This is a genomic window from Pseudoclavibacter sp. RFBJ3 (assembly GCF_002931375.1).
GTDB lineage: Bacteria > Actinomycetota > Actinomycetes > Actinomycetales > Microbacteriaceae > Pseudoclavibacter.
On record NZ_PSXZ01000006.1, the window covers coordinates 1 to 16143 of the forward strand.

Annotated in this window: 13 protein-coding genes; 5 read left to right on the forward strand and 8 right to left on the reverse strand. The window is 68.5% G+C overall.

The window, feature by feature from the left end; genetic code table 11:
- The 3 genes from C5E07_RS07560 to C5E07_RS07570 form a co-directional block, all read left to right on the forward strand.
- On the forward strand, positions 1–544 hold a 544-nt coding region (locus tag C5E07_RS07560), incomplete at its 5' end, for a pyruvate kinase alpha/beta domain-containing protein (RefSeq protein WP_258063804.1).
- A gap of 129 nt (positions 545–673) precedes the next feature.
- Complete coding sequence (locus tag C5E07_RS07565) at positions 674–1708, forward strand: alpha/beta hydrolase (protein ID WP_258063805.1); 1035 nt, start codon at positions 674–676, stop codon at positions 1706–1708.
- A gap of 68 nt (positions 1709–1776) precedes the next feature.
- Entirely contained in the window at positions 1777–2880 is a 1104-nt protein-coding gene (locus tag C5E07_RS07570) for an NADH:flavin oxidoreductase/NADH oxidase (protein ID WP_104299003.1), read from the forward strand.
- Between the two features lie 130 nt (positions 2881–3010).
- Here C5E07_RS07570 and C5E07_RS07575 read toward each other — a convergent pair whose 3' ends face one another.
- From C5E07_RS07575 to C5E07_RS07585, 3 genes are all read right to left on the reverse strand, one after another.
- Positions 3011–3778, reverse strand: coding sequence for a MerR family transcriptional regulator (locus tag C5E07_RS07575; RefSeq protein WP_104299004.1), 768 nt, complete (start codon positions 3776–3778; stop codon positions 3011–3013).
- Positions 3779–3804: 26 nt separating this feature from the next.
- On the reverse strand, positions 3805–4713 hold the full coding sequence (locus tag C5E07_RS07580; protein ID WP_104299005.1) for a DUF2268 domain-containing protein: 909 nt from the start codon (positions 4711–4713) through the stop codon (positions 3805–3807).
- Between the two features lie 97 nt (positions 4714–4810).
- Positions 4811–5269, reverse strand: coding sequence for a MarR family winged helix-turn-helix transcriptional regulator (locus C5E07_RS07585; protein ID WP_104241249.1), 459 nt, complete (start codon positions 5267–5269; stop codon positions 4811–4813).
- A gap of 53 nt (positions 5270–5322) precedes the next feature.
- Between C5E07_RS07585 and C5E07_RS07590 the strand changes: the two genes are divergently transcribed.
- Positions 5323–5598, forward strand: coding sequence for a hypothetical protein (locus C5E07_RS07590; RefSeq protein WP_104299006.1), 276 nt, complete (start codon positions 5323–5325; stop codon positions 5596–5598).
- On the opposite strand, the gene C5E07_RS07595 is transcribed toward C5E07_RS07590, so the two are convergent.
- Positions 5599–6237 carry a TetR/AcrR family transcriptional regulator gene (locus C5E07_RS07595; protein WP_104299007.1) on the reverse strand — a complete coding sequence of 213 codons (639 nt, stop codon included), beginning with the start codon at positions 6235–6237 and terminating at the stop codon, positions 5599–5601.
- 104 nt (positions 6238–6341) lie between these two features.
- Positions 6342–6908 carry a TetR/AcrR family transcriptional regulator gene (locus C5E07_RS07600; protein ID WP_104299178.1) on the reverse strand — a complete coding sequence of 189 codons (567 nt, stop codon included), beginning with the start codon at positions 6906–6908 and terminating at the stop codon, positions 6342–6344.
- A gap of 71 nt (positions 6909–6979) precedes the next feature.
- On the opposite strand from C5E07_RS07600, the gene C5E07_RS07605 reads away from it, so the two are divergent.
- Entirely contained in the window at positions 6980–7555 is a 576-nt protein-coding gene (locus tag C5E07_RS07605) for a dihydrofolate reductase family protein (protein WP_104299008.1), read from the forward strand.
- Positions 7556–7659: 104 nt separating this feature from the next.
- Here C5E07_RS07605 and C5E07_RS07610 read toward each other — a convergent pair whose 3' ends face one another.
- The 3 genes from C5E07_RS07610 to C5E07_RS07620 all read right to left on the reverse strand — a co-directional run bounded on the left by C5E07_RS07610 (position 7660) and on the right by C5E07_RS07620 (position 16073).
- Positions 7660–8604: a hypothetical protein gene (locus C5E07_RS07610; protein ID WP_104299009.1), complete on the reverse strand. Its 945-nt coding sequence runs from the start codon at positions 8602–8604 to the stop codon at positions 7660–7662.
- 138 nt (positions 8605–8742) lie between these two features.
- Positions 8743–10479, reverse strand: a complete 1737-nt coding sequence (locus C5E07_RS07615; RefSeq protein ID WP_104299010.1) for a sulfite reductase flavoprotein subunit alpha — start codon at positions 10477–10479, stop codon at positions 8743–8745.
- Positions 10476–16073: a glutamate synthase-related protein gene (locus C5E07_RS07620; protein ID WP_258063806.1), complete on the reverse strand. Its 5598-nt coding sequence runs from the start codon at positions 16071–16073 to the stop codon at positions 10476–10478. Before C5E07_RS07620 ends, C5E07_RS07615 begins: the two co-directional genes overlap by 4 nt.
- Between the last annotated feature and the right edge of the window lie 70 nt (positions 16074–16143).

Consider the following 16143-nt stretch of genomic DNA (forward strand, 5'->3'; position numbering starts at 1 on the left):
CGCGCTCATGCTCTCCGGCGAGACCAGCGTCGGCGCGTTCCCGATCGAGGCGGTGCGCACCATGGCGCGCATCATCGAGTCGACCGAGGCGCACGGCCTGGACCGCATCCCGCCGCTGGGCACGAAGCCCTTCACGCAGGGCGGCGCGATCACCCTCGCCGCGTCCGAGGTTGGCGAGTTCCTCAAGGCGAAGTACTACTGCGTGTTCACGGAGTCCGGTGACTCGGTGCGGCGCATGGCGCGCCTGCGCACCGAGATCCCCGTGCTCGGGTTCACCCCGTCGCCGCACATCGCTCGTCGCATGAACCTCTACTGGGGCGTCAAGGCCGCCATCGTGGAGCGCGTCACGCACACCGACGAGATGATCGGGCAGGTCGACAAGTACCTCATGGAGAACGGCCTCGCCCAGGCGGGCGACGTCGTCGTGGTCGTCGCCGGCATGCCCCCGGGCCGTGCGGGCACCACCAACGACCTCCGCGTGCACCGCGTGGGCGTCGATGACGACCGCGTCGTCCCCGCGTACGAGGGCAAGCACACCCGCTAGCCGCACGCCGCCGAGAGGCCGGTGAGGACCCAACGGTTCTCACCGGCCTCTTGTCGTCGGTGAGAACCCGCGGCGGCCCCACGTTGGGTATCGTTTCACCATGTCGATCGTCGAGGCGCGGAGCGAGTCGTGAGTCCGGTGCAGGGGTCCACCGCGCTGGACGTCAGAGATGCGCTTGTCGCCGCCACGGAATGGCGACCGGATATCCTCGGTTCCGGCTTCTCGGCCCTCGACCTGCCGCTCAAGCCCGACCATGAGGGCCAGGTCGTCGCGACGCTCGTTCGCGGGCCGCGGGCGGACCGCTTCGCGCGGGGCCCAGCACGTGGAGCTGACATCCTCTACGTGCACGGCTGGTCCGACTACTTCTTCCAGAAGCACCACGCGCACTACTGGGCGAACGAGGGCGCACGCTTCTTCGCGCTCGACCTGCGCAAGTACGGGCGCAGCCTCCGCGACTACCAGACCCCCGGATTCGTCACCGACCTCGCGACCTACGACGAGGAGCTGGAACGCGCCCTCGAGGTCATGGGGCATGGGCCAGGTGGGCACCGCCGGGGCAGGCATCCGCTCATCCTGATCGGCCACTCCACGGGTGGCCTCACGCTGAGTCTCTGGGCGGACCGGAACCCCGGTCGCGTGGATGCGCTCATCCTGAACAGCCCGTGGCTCGAGCTGCAGACCAGGGCCGCAGTGCGCACGGCGCTGACTCCGCTCATGACGCTCGCGGCCCAGCTGCGCCCCACGGACACGTTCAACAACATCGACTTCGGCTTCTACACGCGGGCGGTGAAGAAGGAGCTGGGTGGCGAGTGGGAGTTCGACGACCGCTGGCGGCCGACGCCGAGCTTCACGGTGCGAGCTGGCTGGCTCCACGCGATCCTCGCCGGCCACGCGGCAGTCGCCGTGGGGCTCGACATCCGGGCCCCCGTCCTGACGCTCCTGTCATCGCGGAGCACACTGTCGCCGATCTGGCATGAGTCGATGCGCACCTCCGATTCCGTGCTGCGCGTCGACGACATCGCGCGGCGCTCGCTCAATCTCGGCGACACGGTCACGGTTCGTCGCCTGGACGGCGCGCTGCACGACGTGCTGCTCTCCGCCCCGCCGGTGCGGGCTGAGGCGTTCGCGGCCATGACTCGGTGGCTCAAGGCGTACCTCCACTGATCCGCAGCGGGAACAACAGCGGCCGAATCGCTGTTGGACCGCGTGTGCCCCAACGTCGAAAGGTCAGCATGAGCCGTCTTCTGTCACCCGTCACCCTGCCGAGCATGGAAGGTGGCGGCCTGCCGTTGCGCAACGCCACGTTCCTCGCACCGATGTGCCAGTACTCGGTGACGCGCCGGGACGGTCTTCCCACGTCCTGGCAGCTCGTGCACCTGGGTGCGCGCGCGAGCGGCGGGTTCGGGCTGGTCTGGACGGAGGCGACAGCGATCGTCCCCGAGGGCCGCATCTCGCCGGAGGACACGGGAATCTGGAGCGACGAGCACACGGAGGCGTGGCGCCCCATCGTCGACTTCCTGCATGAGCAGGGCGCTGCTGCCGGCATCCAGCTCGGCCATGCCGGCGGCAAGGCATCCGCCTACCCGGCTCTGCCGGAGACGGCACGAGGCACCGTTCCCGCGGACGAGGGCGGTTGGAGTGCGCAGGCCCCGTCGAGCACCGATGCCTTCGGGCTCGCGGCGCCTGCCGAACTCACCGTCACGCAGATCTCGGACCTCGTGACCGACTGGGGCAGGGCGGCCCGCCGCTCCGACGACGCGGGTTTCGACGCACTGCAGATCCACGCGGCTCACGGCTACCTGCTGCACGAGTTCCTCTCACCGCTCTCGAACGAGCGGACCGACGAGTACGGCGGCTCGTTCGAGAACCGCACTCGCTTCGTCCTCGAGGTCGTCGCCGAGGTGCGGCGCAACTGGCCAGCCGAGAAGCCTCTCGCGATCCGCTTCTCCGGCGAGGACTGGGTGGAGGGCGGCTGGACCATCGCCGAGACCGTCGACCTCGCGAAGCTCGTGCACGAGCTGGGCGTCACCGTGTTCGACCTCTCCAGCGGCGGCATCGGCGCCTTCACCGGCCCGGTCGGCCCCGGCTACCAGGTGTCGCTCGCCCGGGCGGTCCGCGAGGCGCTCCCCGCGGAGACCGCATTTGTGACGGCGGTCGGCCAGATCACGGAAGCGCGCCACGCCGAGGCGATCCTGGTGGGCGGCGATGCCGACGGGATCACGATCGGCCGAGCCGCGCTCGCCAACCCGAACTGGCCGGTGCACGCCGCGGTGCAGCTGGGAGACGGGCAAGTCGGTCTCGTCGCGCCCCAGTACTGGCGCGCGACCATGGGCTAGCTGTACTGCTAGCGGCGCTGACCCGCATCACGCCGTTCCGTTCTTCATCCGCGCCGACGTGGCGGCGGAGGTCGGTACGCCAACGCCCCCAGTGCTCGCATGCATCCATTGACCGTCCGAGCCAAGGGCGTCACGGGAGGCGACGCACGTGAGTACGAAGCACTTCGGCGGCGAATCGTGCGGCTTCCTCGCTTCCGAAACTCACGTGAAAATCCGGATTCGACTCGTACTGGTCCGCGATGCCGAGCACCATTGCGGTAGACCTCTCCGTGTCGCCAGCATGCGTTGGTGTTCCAGGGATCTGGGCGAACCAGTCCAGGTGAGCGGTCGCCTGCGTCCGGGCCGCTGCGGAATCGGGCTCGTGACCTGCTTCCTGCAGTTCTCGCCAGCGCGCCAGAAGAGCCTCCGTGTCAGCTTTCCACGCGCGTTGTTCGCGAACGGACTTGCCGTGCCACCACTGATGAGAGGCGTCGAACGCGTCGCGCCCCCAGCGCTCGACGACCTCGGCTTCGTAGGCGTCGTTGAAGCCCTGAAGCATGACGTCCATGCGAGGCTCACGGCCTTCCTGGCGCATCGCCAACGTGTGCTGAACCGCGGCAATGCGCCGCTCAAGCGTCGCCTTGTCCGCATTCAGCTGCTCCAGGTGAGTCTGCAGCGCTTCTCGCTCTGCGAGCGGTGTCTCGGGCGCATCCAGCACTGCAGCGATCTCAGTCAAGGCCATCCCCGTCTCGCGAAGCAGAAGGAGACGTTGCAGTCGAGCGACCGAAGTGGGCCCGTAGTAGCGGTAGCCGTTCGACCCGACGCGGTCCGGATGGAGCAACCCGATGCGATGGTAGTGGCGCAATGCAGCGCCGCTTATGCCCGCTCTCTCGGCGAGCTCCTTGACCGTCCATTCCATACGCACTCCTCAGAGTCTCTCGACCGTCAGCTCCGCTCGGAACCTGCAAGACCGAGGCGAGGCAGAGCCCGCAGCAAGATCTCCGCCGCAGGGGTCCGCACGTTCTGCGCCGCCGTCGTGCCTGTGGCCTCGACGTACGCTGCAACGATTCGTGCTCCAGCGGCGTAGCCCGCTCCAGTGGGCAGACCCACCGGGGAACCCCCCATCAGTCTCGCCGTGGCATCACCGAGAACCCAACCGGCAAACTCCTGCATTCCGGTGATTTCAAGCCCGGTCGCGACCTTTGCGAGCACTTGGTCATCAGAGCGAGTCGCGTCGGTGACGAAATGGGTGTGTCCAGCGCCGCCGTAGAGTTCCGTCGCGAAGGTGTCCGCGAGTCCTTCGGAGATGACGTGCTCTCCTACCGTCACCGTGGCAGGGTTCCAGGCAATGCCGCCTGGCGAGTAGCGGATATTGTGATGGAGCTCATGGACGGCGATGGCTTCGAGTCGGTCGAGGACACGCTGAGTGGGCCACACGGTGATAGCTATGAAGCCGCTGATCCCGCCGAACCCTGACAAGCCCTGAACCTCGTTGAGGAAATGCTCGCTGGTGGGATCGCCGAGCAGGAGCAGCACCGTGAGATCCGGCACGAACACGCTCGGGTCCGCGGCCTTCAGCGCGGCTGCTCCCGCCTCCAGGGCCTCGGCCACACGGGTCCACGCAGCGGCGTCCACCAGCATCTGCAACCCCTCACGCAGCTGGTCCGAGGACTTCTCCCAGTCGAAGCCGAAGTTCTGACGGTGAATCGACGCCATATCCAGTTGGTCGGGAATGAAGTGGTACATGCCCGCCATCGGCGCCCACATCTTGCGCACGAGGTCCGCGCGCTTATGAGGGGTCTCATCCAGAACCCGCGCCATCGCAGAGGCGCTGTCAATCAGTGAAATGGTCATGGCATTCGACTGTAGACATTGACCTAGGTGCAAGGTCAACCATCGCGTCGATGCGTGTCCCCGGCCGGTGCTCCTCGGCCGTGTCTGAGGTGTCGAGCTAGCTGCGGGGCTCGCGCGCCCCCTCGGCCCTGGCTGTGGTCGAGTCGTCGAGAAGTCGGGTGAGCGTGTCTTTGAGCGCCTCGAGTTCGGGGAGGGTCCACCCGAGCTCCGCGACGACCTTGACCGGCACCTCCTCGGCCTTGGCCCGCAGCTCGAGGCCCGGGGGAGTGAGTCGAATCTCGACGGCTCTCTCGTCGTCTGGTCGCCGGCTGCGGGTGACCAGGCCAGAGGTCTCGAGTCGTTTCACGAGCGGGCTGAGCGTGGCGGGTTCAAGATGCAGGGCCCTCGCGAGCTGACCGAGTGTCTGTCCGTCGTTCTCCCAGAGCCCGAGCATCACCAGGTACTGCGGATGCGTGAGACCGAGCGGCTCGAGGATGGGTCGGTAGAGCGAGATGACGCTCCGGCTGGCCGCGGCCAGGGCGAAGCAGAGCTGCTTGTCGAGTGCGAGGAGATCCACGGGTCCAGACTAGTCGCGCACACAGACCGCGAATAGTTCGTACACTAACGATCATGGCCAGCGACAGACTCCCGAACCCCTACAAGGGTCAGCCCGGATGGTGGAATCGGCTCAACCAGCTGCTGTTCCCGTTCATGGGGCCGGCACAGGTGGGCACCGGGGGAGTCGCGCGAACGGATCCCGTCCGAGCACCCGCGTCCTGCCGGGACTGCGGACACCCGTACTCCGAGCACGAGATCAGGCGAGGCATCGGCGCCAATCAGCCGAGCAGCATCCTCTGCCCGAGCGACGAGCGACGCGAGCCAGGTTCGAAGCGGACCTCCGCGTAGCTACTCCGGGCAGGCGCAGATCGCGCCGAAGGCACCTCGGACGTCGGCGGAGAGCGCTTCGGGGTCGGAGGTGCCACCCGCGGCCGCCGTGAAGAGCAGCCCGACGAACGCGAAGTACAGCGCCCCCGCTCGCGCGGCGGCGTCTTCCTCGGCGGTGCACCCGCGCTCGGTGATCACGGTGCGGAACCTCTCGGTGAGGCCGGTCGCCAGATCCGAGAAGAGCCCCGCTTCACGCCCGCCCGAGATGAGGATGGACGCGTAGGCGCGCGCAAGCTCGTCATGGCGCGTGAACAGCGCGACGAGCGGTGCCGTGAGACCCACGAGCCTGTCCGGGCAATTGCCCCCGGCGTCCGTCCCGGCGATATCGGCGAACGCGGGGCGCTGAGTTCCTGCGGGACGAGCCTGATCGACGACAGCAGACCGCTCGGCGACTTCCGCCTCGACGAGGAGATCGAAGACACGCACCAGCAGCGCGCTCTTGTCGCCCACGGACATGACCGTGCCGACACTCACGCCCGCCGCCTGCGCGATTCGGCGGATGCTCGTACCAGCGAACCCCTTCTCGACGAAGAGGTGTGCGGCCACATCGACCACGCGGGAGTGCGTGAGCCGCTTGACCTCTGCGCGTGGTGTCGACATGCCCGAAGGCTACCTCGAACAAGTTCAGTGAACGCGTTCACACACGCCGACGTCCCGGCTGGAGAGAATACTGCTGACGCGGCATGGCGACTCTGGGGACGGGACTACCGGAGAATGCGGTCGACGAACTCGTCTATGGCGGCATCGACGGACAATCCAGTATCGATCGGTGCGGTGAGGTGGTCGAGCATCAATCCGTCGATGGCGTAGTGGAACAGGGCGATCTCCGTCTGCCCTCCTGGCAGGCCAGAGTCTTCGTTGAACGCGACATCATCCCGGAAGGCTCCCTGCCGCCACGCTCCGAGCGCCTTGGCGACGGCAGGACGCCGTCCGGCTTCTAGCCGCAGCTCGAAGAGGGCGAGCGACACATGTGGGTCAATACCGAGGCGCCTGACGACGTCACGCAGGTAGTCGGCGAAGAGCTCCCGGTCGGGTGGCCGAGCGCTACGCGAGGAAACAGCCTCGGGATCGGGTGTCAGCCTCTCTCCGATGCGGTCGACGAGCGCGGAGATGAGATCGTCCCGGGTCGGGAAGTAGTTCGAGGCTGTGCCGCGGGGCGTGCCTGCGGCGGCGTCCACGGCGCGGTGGGTGAGACCACGGGCGCCTTCTTCGGCCAGCACGCGAATCCCGGCGTCGGCAAGTGCTGTGCGTCGTTCTTCGTTGCGGGCCATGCCGCCCATGGTAGCTAGACCACGACTCCTGTTGTACTTTAACTACGACACTTGTCGTGATTGGAGATGCTGTGAGGAACCTCGTCTACTACGTCGCCGTCAGCATCGACGGATACATTGCTGACCCAACCGGCGGGTTCGATGCGTTCCTCGTCGATGGCGACCACGCATCTGTGGTGTTCGGTGAGTATGCGGACGCGCTGCCCGCGCACGCGCAGGCCGCACTGGGAATCGAACCGCCCAAGACGCGATTCGACACGGTGATCATGGGGTGGAACACGCTGGCCCCCGCGCTCGATATCGGAATCGACAGTCCCTACCCCCATCTGCGTCAGATCGTTGCGAGCCGCCGGGCACACGACCTCGACCCGGAGATCACCGTCACTCACGATCCGCTCGCCACGATCCGCGGCCTGAAACGGGAAGACGGCTTGGACGTCTGGCTCTGCGGTGGTGGGGAGCTCGCCGGCGCACTCCTCCCGGAGATCGACCGCCTCGTCTTGAAGCGCAATCCCGTCATCTTCGGCTCCGGCATCCCCATCTTCGGGAGTGCCCCCTACGAGCCGCGTGCGTTCACCTTGACCGGAACCCACTCCTTCGAGTCGGGTGTCGTGGTCGAGGAATACGTCTCCAGCGGCAGAGCGTGAGCATCGTGATCGCGCGGACGTCGCCCCCACCGCTGTGTCAACGACGTCCTGGTTTCAGACCCCCAGCGCGACCGGCCAAGTCTCCCGAGTCCCTGTCGACGACCTCACGCAGCGGGCAGCGACTCCAGCATGTGCTCCCAGGCACGATGCACATCGGCCGAGACCAGCCCGAGCTGCGTCACCACGGCCACGCAGCGAGCGCGCTCATCATAGAGCTCCAGCGTCGACGTGCGACCCAGCGGCCCCCAGGCCGTCACGAGCAGACACGAGCGCACCGCGCCGAGATCGAGCTCGATGACGCCGTCCCCGAGCGAGACGACCAGGAGCGCGCCGACACGTTCCACGAGGTGCACCAACCCCGCGCCCAGCTGCAGCACAGCACTCGACGGAACACCCACGCAGACCGGCAACCCGACCGAGCTCAGGTGCTCGAACACCGCGGGGAGCAGCGAGGGATCCACGGCGCGGCTGTTGCCGACGCCACCGACACCGCAGCCAGAGCCAGCAGCGTTCCCGCGCACCAGCGCGGCGTGTCGATCGAACCCACCCGCATCGAGGATCGCATCCAGCTGCGCGAGCTGATCGCCGTCGCGCCAGTTCGCCGCGGCCTCCCCAGCCAGCTGCAGGATGCGCAGCTGCGCCTCGCTCGGCGGCCGAGAACGTCCGAGGCGCGCGAGCAGCCGGGCGTCCTGGGCAGAGTGGACAAGCACCCGGTGCACGAGGCGCCCGTCGATGGAATAGACGTACAGACTGGGGAGCGCCCCCTGCACGCCCTCCTCGTGGGCGATCACCGCGACGCCGAGCGACGCCGGACGAACCCGCAACGTGATCCAGGCGGACGGCGCGCGCAGCGCCCGACCGCAAGCCGTCGGCAGGTCGTAGCTGCCGATCTGGTGGATCGTGCACGCGCCATTGCTGGTGGTCGCCGTCGCTGTGCCGAACCCGACAAGACCGTAGGCGAAGGCCTCCGGCGACAGCGTCACCTTGCGGAGCATGGTGTGCGGCGACGACAGCAGCCGATCGAGCGTCCCAGCGTTGAGCGCGCTCACCTGCCGGGAGTGGGCCGCGCCGACTGCGCCATCCCGCCCGAGACCTCGGAGCCCACCGCCGCGACGCCGCGCGCACGGGCAGTCCCCGTTCGCCCCGCAGACCTCATCCCTGCCCGCGGTGTCCTCCGGCAGCATGGCTCAGTACACGTCCCTCACGTAGCGCTTCTGGCGCTTCAACGCGGCAACGTACTCTGCCGCGCCTTCAGCCGTCACTCCTCGCTCCTGCGCGACCACCGCGTGGAGGGCGTCGTCGACGTCTCTCGCCATGCGCGATGCGTCACCGCAGACGTAGAAGTGCCCACCCTCCTCGAGCCAGGCGTAGAGCTCGGCGCTGTGCTCGAGCATCCGCGTCTGCACATAGATCTTCTCCGCCTGGTCGCGCGAGAATGCCAGGTCGAGGCGTTCGAGGACCCCGCGCTCGGTGAGCCCCGCGAGTTCCTCCTCGTAGATGAAGTCGCTGTCGCGGTGCTGGTCGCCGAAGAGCAGCCAGTTGCGTCCGGATGCGCCGCGCGCCTCACGCTCGTGCAGGAAGCCGCGGAACGGGGCGATCCCCGTGCCTGGGCCGACCATGATCATGGGGGCGTCGTCATCCTCAGGCACGCGGAACGCCGCGTTCGGCTGCAGGAACAGGTGCACGGGGTCGAGGTCGCCGACACGGTCGGCGAGGAACGTGGAGCACACGCCGCCGTACCGGCGCGCCTCGCTTCCGTACCGCACCGAGGCGACGGTGAGGTGGATGCGGTCCGGGCTGGCGAGCGGGCTCGACGAGATCGAGTAGGCACGGTGCTGCATGGGCCGCAGCAGCGACGCGAACTCATCTGCGGTGAAGCTCACTCCCTGCGCAGCCCGGAGCACGTCGAGCGTGTCCCGGCCCCACAGCCAGCTGTCCAGCTGGGCTTTGTCGCCGCGCTGCACGAGCTCCGCGACGGCTCCGCTCGGCTCCCGAGCGGAAAGCTCCGCGAGCAGGTCCTTCGAGGGGGCCGTGATGTCGAGCTCTCGCTCGAACGCCGTGCGCAGCGTCGAGCCGCTCTCGAGCGCTTCGTCACCGGAGAAGCCGAGGTGCCCGAGCAGCTCGTCGACGAGACCGGGCTCGTTGACCGGCACGACCGCGAGGGCGTCGCCCGCCGCGTACGTGATGCCGCTGTCGCCGAGATCGAACTCGTAGTGGCGGATCTCCTTCGAGCTTCGTGGCCCGGAGAGGACGCGGTTGACGGCGAGGCGCGACGGGTACGGCGTCTTCTTGTTCCACGGCGAGCGCACTCGGGCCGGCGCAGCGGCAGCGGCTGGCGCCGGAGCGGCGGTGTTCGGCTGGAGGGCCGCGAAGTGCTCGACCACCTCCGCGATCCACTCGGCGGCCGCATCCTCGTAGTCGACGTCGCAGTCCACGCGCGGCACGACACGCGTCGCCCCGAGCTGCTCGAGGCGCGTGTCGATGAGCTTCCCGGCCTGGCAGTAGTCGTCGTAGCTGCTGTCTCCGAGCGCGAGGACCGCGAACTTCGCCGACTCGAGGCGCGGAGCACCGTCAGCGGACAGCTCCTCCCAGAAGAGCTCGGCGTTGTCCGGCATCTCACCCTCGCCGTACGTGGACGTGACGACGACGATGTTGCGTTCGCCGTTCAACGCCTCGGGGGAGACCGAGTCGAGCGGGGCGAGCGTCGCCGCGAGGCCTGCGGCTCGGGCCGCAGCCGCGAGGTCCTCGGCCACGAACTCGCAGTTCCCGGTCTGCGTGCCGATGAGGATCTCGAGCGTCAGCGTCGCGGCCTGCACCTCCTTGTCGGCGGTGGGGATCGCGGCGAGTCCCGCCATGAACCCGGAGAGCCATGCCTGCTGCTCCCTGGTGAAGGGGGCGTCGACGGGGATGAACGGCGCGCTCATGCGAGGCCACCCGCCGTCGGAGCGAGACCAGCGGCCGCGGCCGTCGGCTGCTGGCGCTTCTCGGTGACGACGAGCTCGCGGGCGATGTCGACCATCGCCGCGGTCGCGAGGATCTCGTCCGTGCCCACCGACTGGAGGAGCCGGCGGTTCTTCACGTTCTGGTGCATGATCCACCCCGTCGTTCCTGGCGCGTCGATGCTGCGCACGTTGCGCAGGCGGAGGGCGTCCTTGTAGTCCTCGAGGCGCTTCGCGGCGATGAGGGCCGCGAGCTCCGCGTCCTCGAACCGGTCGAGTTCACCGCGCAGGTACTTGTTCACGCGCTGCATGACGAAGAAGTCCTCGGTGAGGATGAGCTTCCGGACCGCGTCGACCACCCTGGGGTCGTCGGGCCCGCTGGCGTCTGGCACTCGGGTGAGGGCGATGTCCTGCGAGATGTTGAGCACCGCGTAGGAGGCGAGCAGGGCGAACCTGTCGTCACGGTCGGACTCCGAGCCGCCGGGGGTGCGCCCGCCGATCACCGGGTGACCGCCACGGTAGGCCTCCTTGAAGAGGCGGATGCGCTGGGTTGCGATGGAGGTGGAGAGCTCGTCGAGCAGCTCTTTGCGTCCCTTCGCGGCGAGGATCTTGTCGGCGTCCTGGTAGAGCAGGAGCGCCCGCGGCATACCGCAGAAGAACCTGCTGCGCTCGGACTCCCAGTCGCGGAGGATCTGCGCCGCGAGGGGCGAACCGGTCGCGTCGAGGTGCCACTGCAGGAGGAGCTTGACCGCGGCCTCGTGGAAGTCGCCGTGGCTGGTGTCGGTGATGGGGAACACGAGCAGGGAGTCGGCGCTCACATTCTCGCGCGTCGAGCCGTCGGCGTCGTACTGGTAGACGAACCCGCCGCTCATGCCGTTGCCGAGGCCCTTGCCCGCGCTGCCGAGATTGAGGACGGCCCCGTTGGTCATGTACTCGCAGCCGAAGTCGCCGATGCCCTCGACGACCGCTGTTGCGCCGGAGTTGCGCACTGCGAAGCGATCGCCCGCCTCGCCCTGCACGAACGTGCGTCCGCCCGTCGCACCGAAGAGCGCGAAGTTGCCGATGAGCACGTTCTCGCCTGGCTCCGAGCCACCGCCGCCGGGGGAGAGCACGACGATGGTTCCGCCGCCTTGGCTCTTGCCGACGCCGTCGTTCGCGGTTCCCGTGTGCACGAGGCGCATGCCGTCGTTGCTGAAGGCCCCGTAGGACTGTCCGGCGGATCCCTGCGTCGTGACGATGATGCTGCCGTCCACGAGCGAGCGCCTGCCTCGCTCGTCCTCGACGACTGCGGGGAGCCCTGCGACCGTCTCGGCATCGAGCTCGTAGTTGAGCATCCGCTCGATGTCGATCGACAGCTGACCGCCGACCGACTTGAAGCGGTTGCCCATCTCGACGCCTTCGATGAGGATCGACGGCTCTGCTCGGTCGACGAGGGCGGCCCGGATCTGCTCGACGAGGGAGTCGTCGATGCTGAAGTCCTTCTCGAGGTAGATGGGGTTGGCGACGATCTTCTCGGGAACCTTCGCAAGCATGTCGCGAACGTCGAGGTCCCCGACGCTCGCGGGGTGCGCGAGGAGCTGCAGCAGGTCGCCGCGCCCTCGTGCCTCCCCGAGCGAGCGCAGCCCCAGCGAGGCGAGAATCTCCCGCACCTCGTGCGAGATGTTGAGGAGGTACTGGGCGAGGGCGCGCGGGTCGCCGTCGAACACCTCGGGGTTGGTCGTGAGTCCTGCGGGGCACTTGATGTTGCAGTTCTTCGCCATGACGCAGCCGAGCATCATGAGCGCTGTCGTGCCGAATTCGAAGCTGTCCCCGCCGAGGAGCGCGGAGGTCACGACGTCGCTTGCCATCTGGTGGGCACCGGAGCAGCGCAGGACGACCTTCTGCCTGAGTCCGTTCGCGAGGAGCGCCTGGTGGACTTCAGCGACGCCGATCTCCGCCGAGCGTCCCGCGTACTTGAGGCTCGTGACGGCGGCCGCCCCCGTGCCTCCCGTGTTGCCGGCGACGTTGATCACGTCGGCGCCCGCCTTGGCGACGCCGACGGCGATCGTGCCGATGCCCTCCGACGAGACGAGCTTCACGACGACCCGCACCCGGGCGGCCTTGCAGTCGTGGATGAGCTGCGCGAGGTCCTCGATGGAGTAGGTGTCGTGGTGCGGCGGCGGCGAGACGAGCTCGACGCCTGGCGTCCCGCCTCGGGCCGCAGCGATGTCGACCGTGACCTTCGGCGCCGGCAGCTGGCCGCCTTCGCCGGGCTTCGCGCCCTGCCCGATCTTGATCTCGAGCTCCTGCAGCATCGGGTCGGCGAGGTAGCCAGCCCAGATGCCGAAGCGGCCGGACGCGAACTGCTTGATGCGCGAGCCCCGGATCGTGTTGTAGCGGGTGATGTGCTCGCCGCCCTCGCCGCAGTTCGACATGCCGCCGACCATGTTCGTGCCGTGCGCGACGGACTCGTGGGCGGTCGCGACGAGCGCCCCGTGGCTCATGGCGCCGGATGCGAGGGTGCGGGCGATCTCGTGCGCGGGCTGCACCTCGTCGAGCGAGATGCTGTCCGGCGCCGTCCTGAGCAGGCTCAGGATGCTCGGTGCGCCCGGGGTGACGCGCACCTCGAGCTTCGAATCCGTCGCGGTCGTCTCGGTGATGGCGTCGCCGTCGAGGGCCGTGAGGACCTGCGCGAGCGCGTCGTATCGCGTCGATTCGTCGTCGAGGGGCCCGGTGAGCTTCAGCTCGTAGGTGGAGTTCTCCGTGTGCTCGATCTCGAGGCCGCGCACGCGAACGTCGCTGTTGCCCTCGAGCGAGAAGCGGCTGAGCTCCCGCGCGAACTCGGAGGGCGTCGAGGCGAGGCGGACGTCTGCGGGCAGCGAGAGCACGTCGCGGAGCGCCGAGGGGCGCCGTGTGCGCTCCTGGATGGTGTTGGTGACGAAGTCCCGGTAGCCGGGGGTGATCTCGAACGCGTCGATCTGCTCCGGCGTGAGCGCGCCGTATCCGCTGTACGTGTACGCCTTGTCGTCGAGTCCGAACGCGTCGCCGAGCTGGCCGAGGGTGAGGAGTCGCAGCGAGTCGTGCCCTGGGTGCGGCTCGTCGCTCGCGGCGGGCGTTTCCGGCGCCTTCGTGGCCTCGAGGATGCGCGGCTCCTCGGTCATGTCGATGAACCCGCGCACCGCGGTGGTGCCGAACGAGTGGCCGGCTCCTTCCTGGCGCTCCTTGAAGAGGCCGAGGAGGGGGATCTGCTTCTCGTCGGCGACCGCGACGGCCCGCTCGTGCCACTCGGCGACCGCGAGGGCGATGCGCTCGAAGCGCACGCCGCCGACCGGGGCGGCGAGGTGGGGGAAGTAGTCGGCGAGGACCGGGTCCTTCGTGTCGAGGTAGTTGGGCTCGAAGAACTCGCCGCCGATGTAGCTCTCGACGGTGCACAGGCCGACACGGCCCATGGTCTTCATGAGCGACTTCTCGGCGGCCTTCGCGAAGCGGGCCACGGCGAGGTCCGTGTCCGTGATCGTGTCGATCGAGGCGGCGCCGCTCGGGTAGCGCTCCTCGGCGCGCAGGCGCACGCAGAGCGGGTAGACCGCGGCGGCGCCGAAGCCGAGCGCGGCGGCGATGTGGTGCGAGGAGGGCAGCTGGCCGCTCTCCGCGATGATCGACACCCGCAGGCGCAGGCCCTCGCGGATGAGCCGCTGGTTGACGGCCGCGATGACCAGGATGAGGGGGATCGCGGCCAGCTCGCGCGACACGTTGCGGTCGGTGAGCACTGCGATGCCGCCCTGGGCGCGCGCGAACGTGGTCACGGCGTCGCACACGCGCTCGACGGCGTCGCGCAGCGAGGCGGCGTTGGCGGGGGCGTCGCCCTGCACGGGCGCGTAGAGGATCTCGAAGCGCTCGAGCGGCGCGAGGCGCTGCTCGCGGAGCGCGACCATGTTGAGGTGGCTGAGGATGGGCGAGGGCACGACGATCTGCCGCGTCTGGTTGCCGCCGTCGGGCTTGGCGCCGAGTGCGACGCGCAGCGTCATGCCGTCGGCCTCCCGGATGCTGTCGAGCGGCGGGTTCGTGACCTGCGCGAAGCGCTGCGAGAAGTACTTCGCGAGCCCGCCTTCCTGGTCGGAGAGCGCGTTGATGGCGTTGCCGTAGCCCATGGCGGAGATGCGCTCGGTGCCGTTGGCGAGCATCGGGTCCATCATGAACTTGAAGCTCTCCTGGTTCAGCGAGTACGCGACGTACCTGCCGGCGGGGGAGAGGTCCCCGTCGTAGCCGAGCGTGTTGCTTCCCCGGTCGATCTCGGGCAGCTCGATGTCCTCGATGTTGACGCGCGCGGCTTCGAGGTCCGCGCTGTAGTCGCGCCGGAGGGCGAGCTGCTCGAGCGCCTCCCACGTGCGGAAGCTGCGCCCCTGCGTGTGGTCGAAGTAGAGCATCCCGCCCGCTTCGATGCGACCGCGGCGCACGATGCTGCCCGGTGCGAACTGGATCTGCCCGGCCTCTGAGCTCACGACGAGGTAGTCGTCGGTCTCGACGGTGCGCAACGGGCGCAGCCCGAGGCGGTCGAGGCGCGCGCCGATGATGTCGCCGTTGCTGAAGACGAGTGCTGCCGGTCCGTCGTTCTTCTCCTCGTAGAGGGAGAAGAACTCGAGCATGTCCCGGACCTCCGGGGTGAGCGTGCGGTCGTTCTCCCACGCAGGCGGCATGGTCGAGACGACGGCCTCGACGAGCTCGAGCCCGTCGTCGAAGACGCGGCTCTGCAGGGTCTGGTCGAAGCGGCTGCTGTCCGACTGTCCAGGTGGATGCACGATGACGCGTCCCCGCGCGGTCGCGAGCGCGTTCTCGGAGAGGCGGTTCTTGCGGTCGGTGTTGAGCTCTCCGTTGTGCGCGAGCATGCGGAATGGCTGCGCCATGCTCGGGTGCGGCTCCGTGTTGGTCGAGAAGCGCGTGTGGAAGAAAAGCGTGCGAACCGACTGGCGCTCGTCGAGCAAGTCGGTGAAGTAGGGGATGACCTCGTTCGAGTTGAGGCGGCCCTTGAGCGTCTGCGTGCGGGCGCTCAGCGACAGCGGGTAGAGGCCCTGAAGCGGGGCGTTCGAGTAGGCGATGCCCTCGATGTCGAGCAGCGCGGCGTTGGCCGCGGCGTCCATCTCGGCGCGGCTCCACCCCTCGGCCGCGACGAAGATCCACTGGACGATGGGCAGCTGGTAGTGCGACGCCGCAGGGCGTGCGACGGTGGCGTCGACGGGCACGTCGCGGACGAGGATCGGCTCGATGCCGTGCGCGCGCAGCGTGCTGGAGATGAGCTCGTGCGCCACGTCGAGCTGCTCGACGTCGCTCGGCATGAAGAAGTTGCCCACGCCGAAGAGGCCCGACTCGAGCGCGCGCCCGACGAGCGAGCTGAAGAACTCGACCGACAGGTCGACGTTGATACCGGCGCCGTCGCCGACACCTTCGGCGGACATGCCTCCGCGGTGGGGAATCGCGCAGAGCGCCTCGTTTCCGAGCCGGATCACATCATGGTGCTGCACGCCGTCCTTGCGCGTGATGAAGCCGACGCCGCAGTCGCTCTTCTCGAGCTCGGGACGGTACAGACCAACGGTTTTTTGCGACACGAAGATGCCTCCAAGGGACAGCAGCGAGGGGAAAGGCGACGCGAACACTGCAACATTGGAGGTTTCGTCT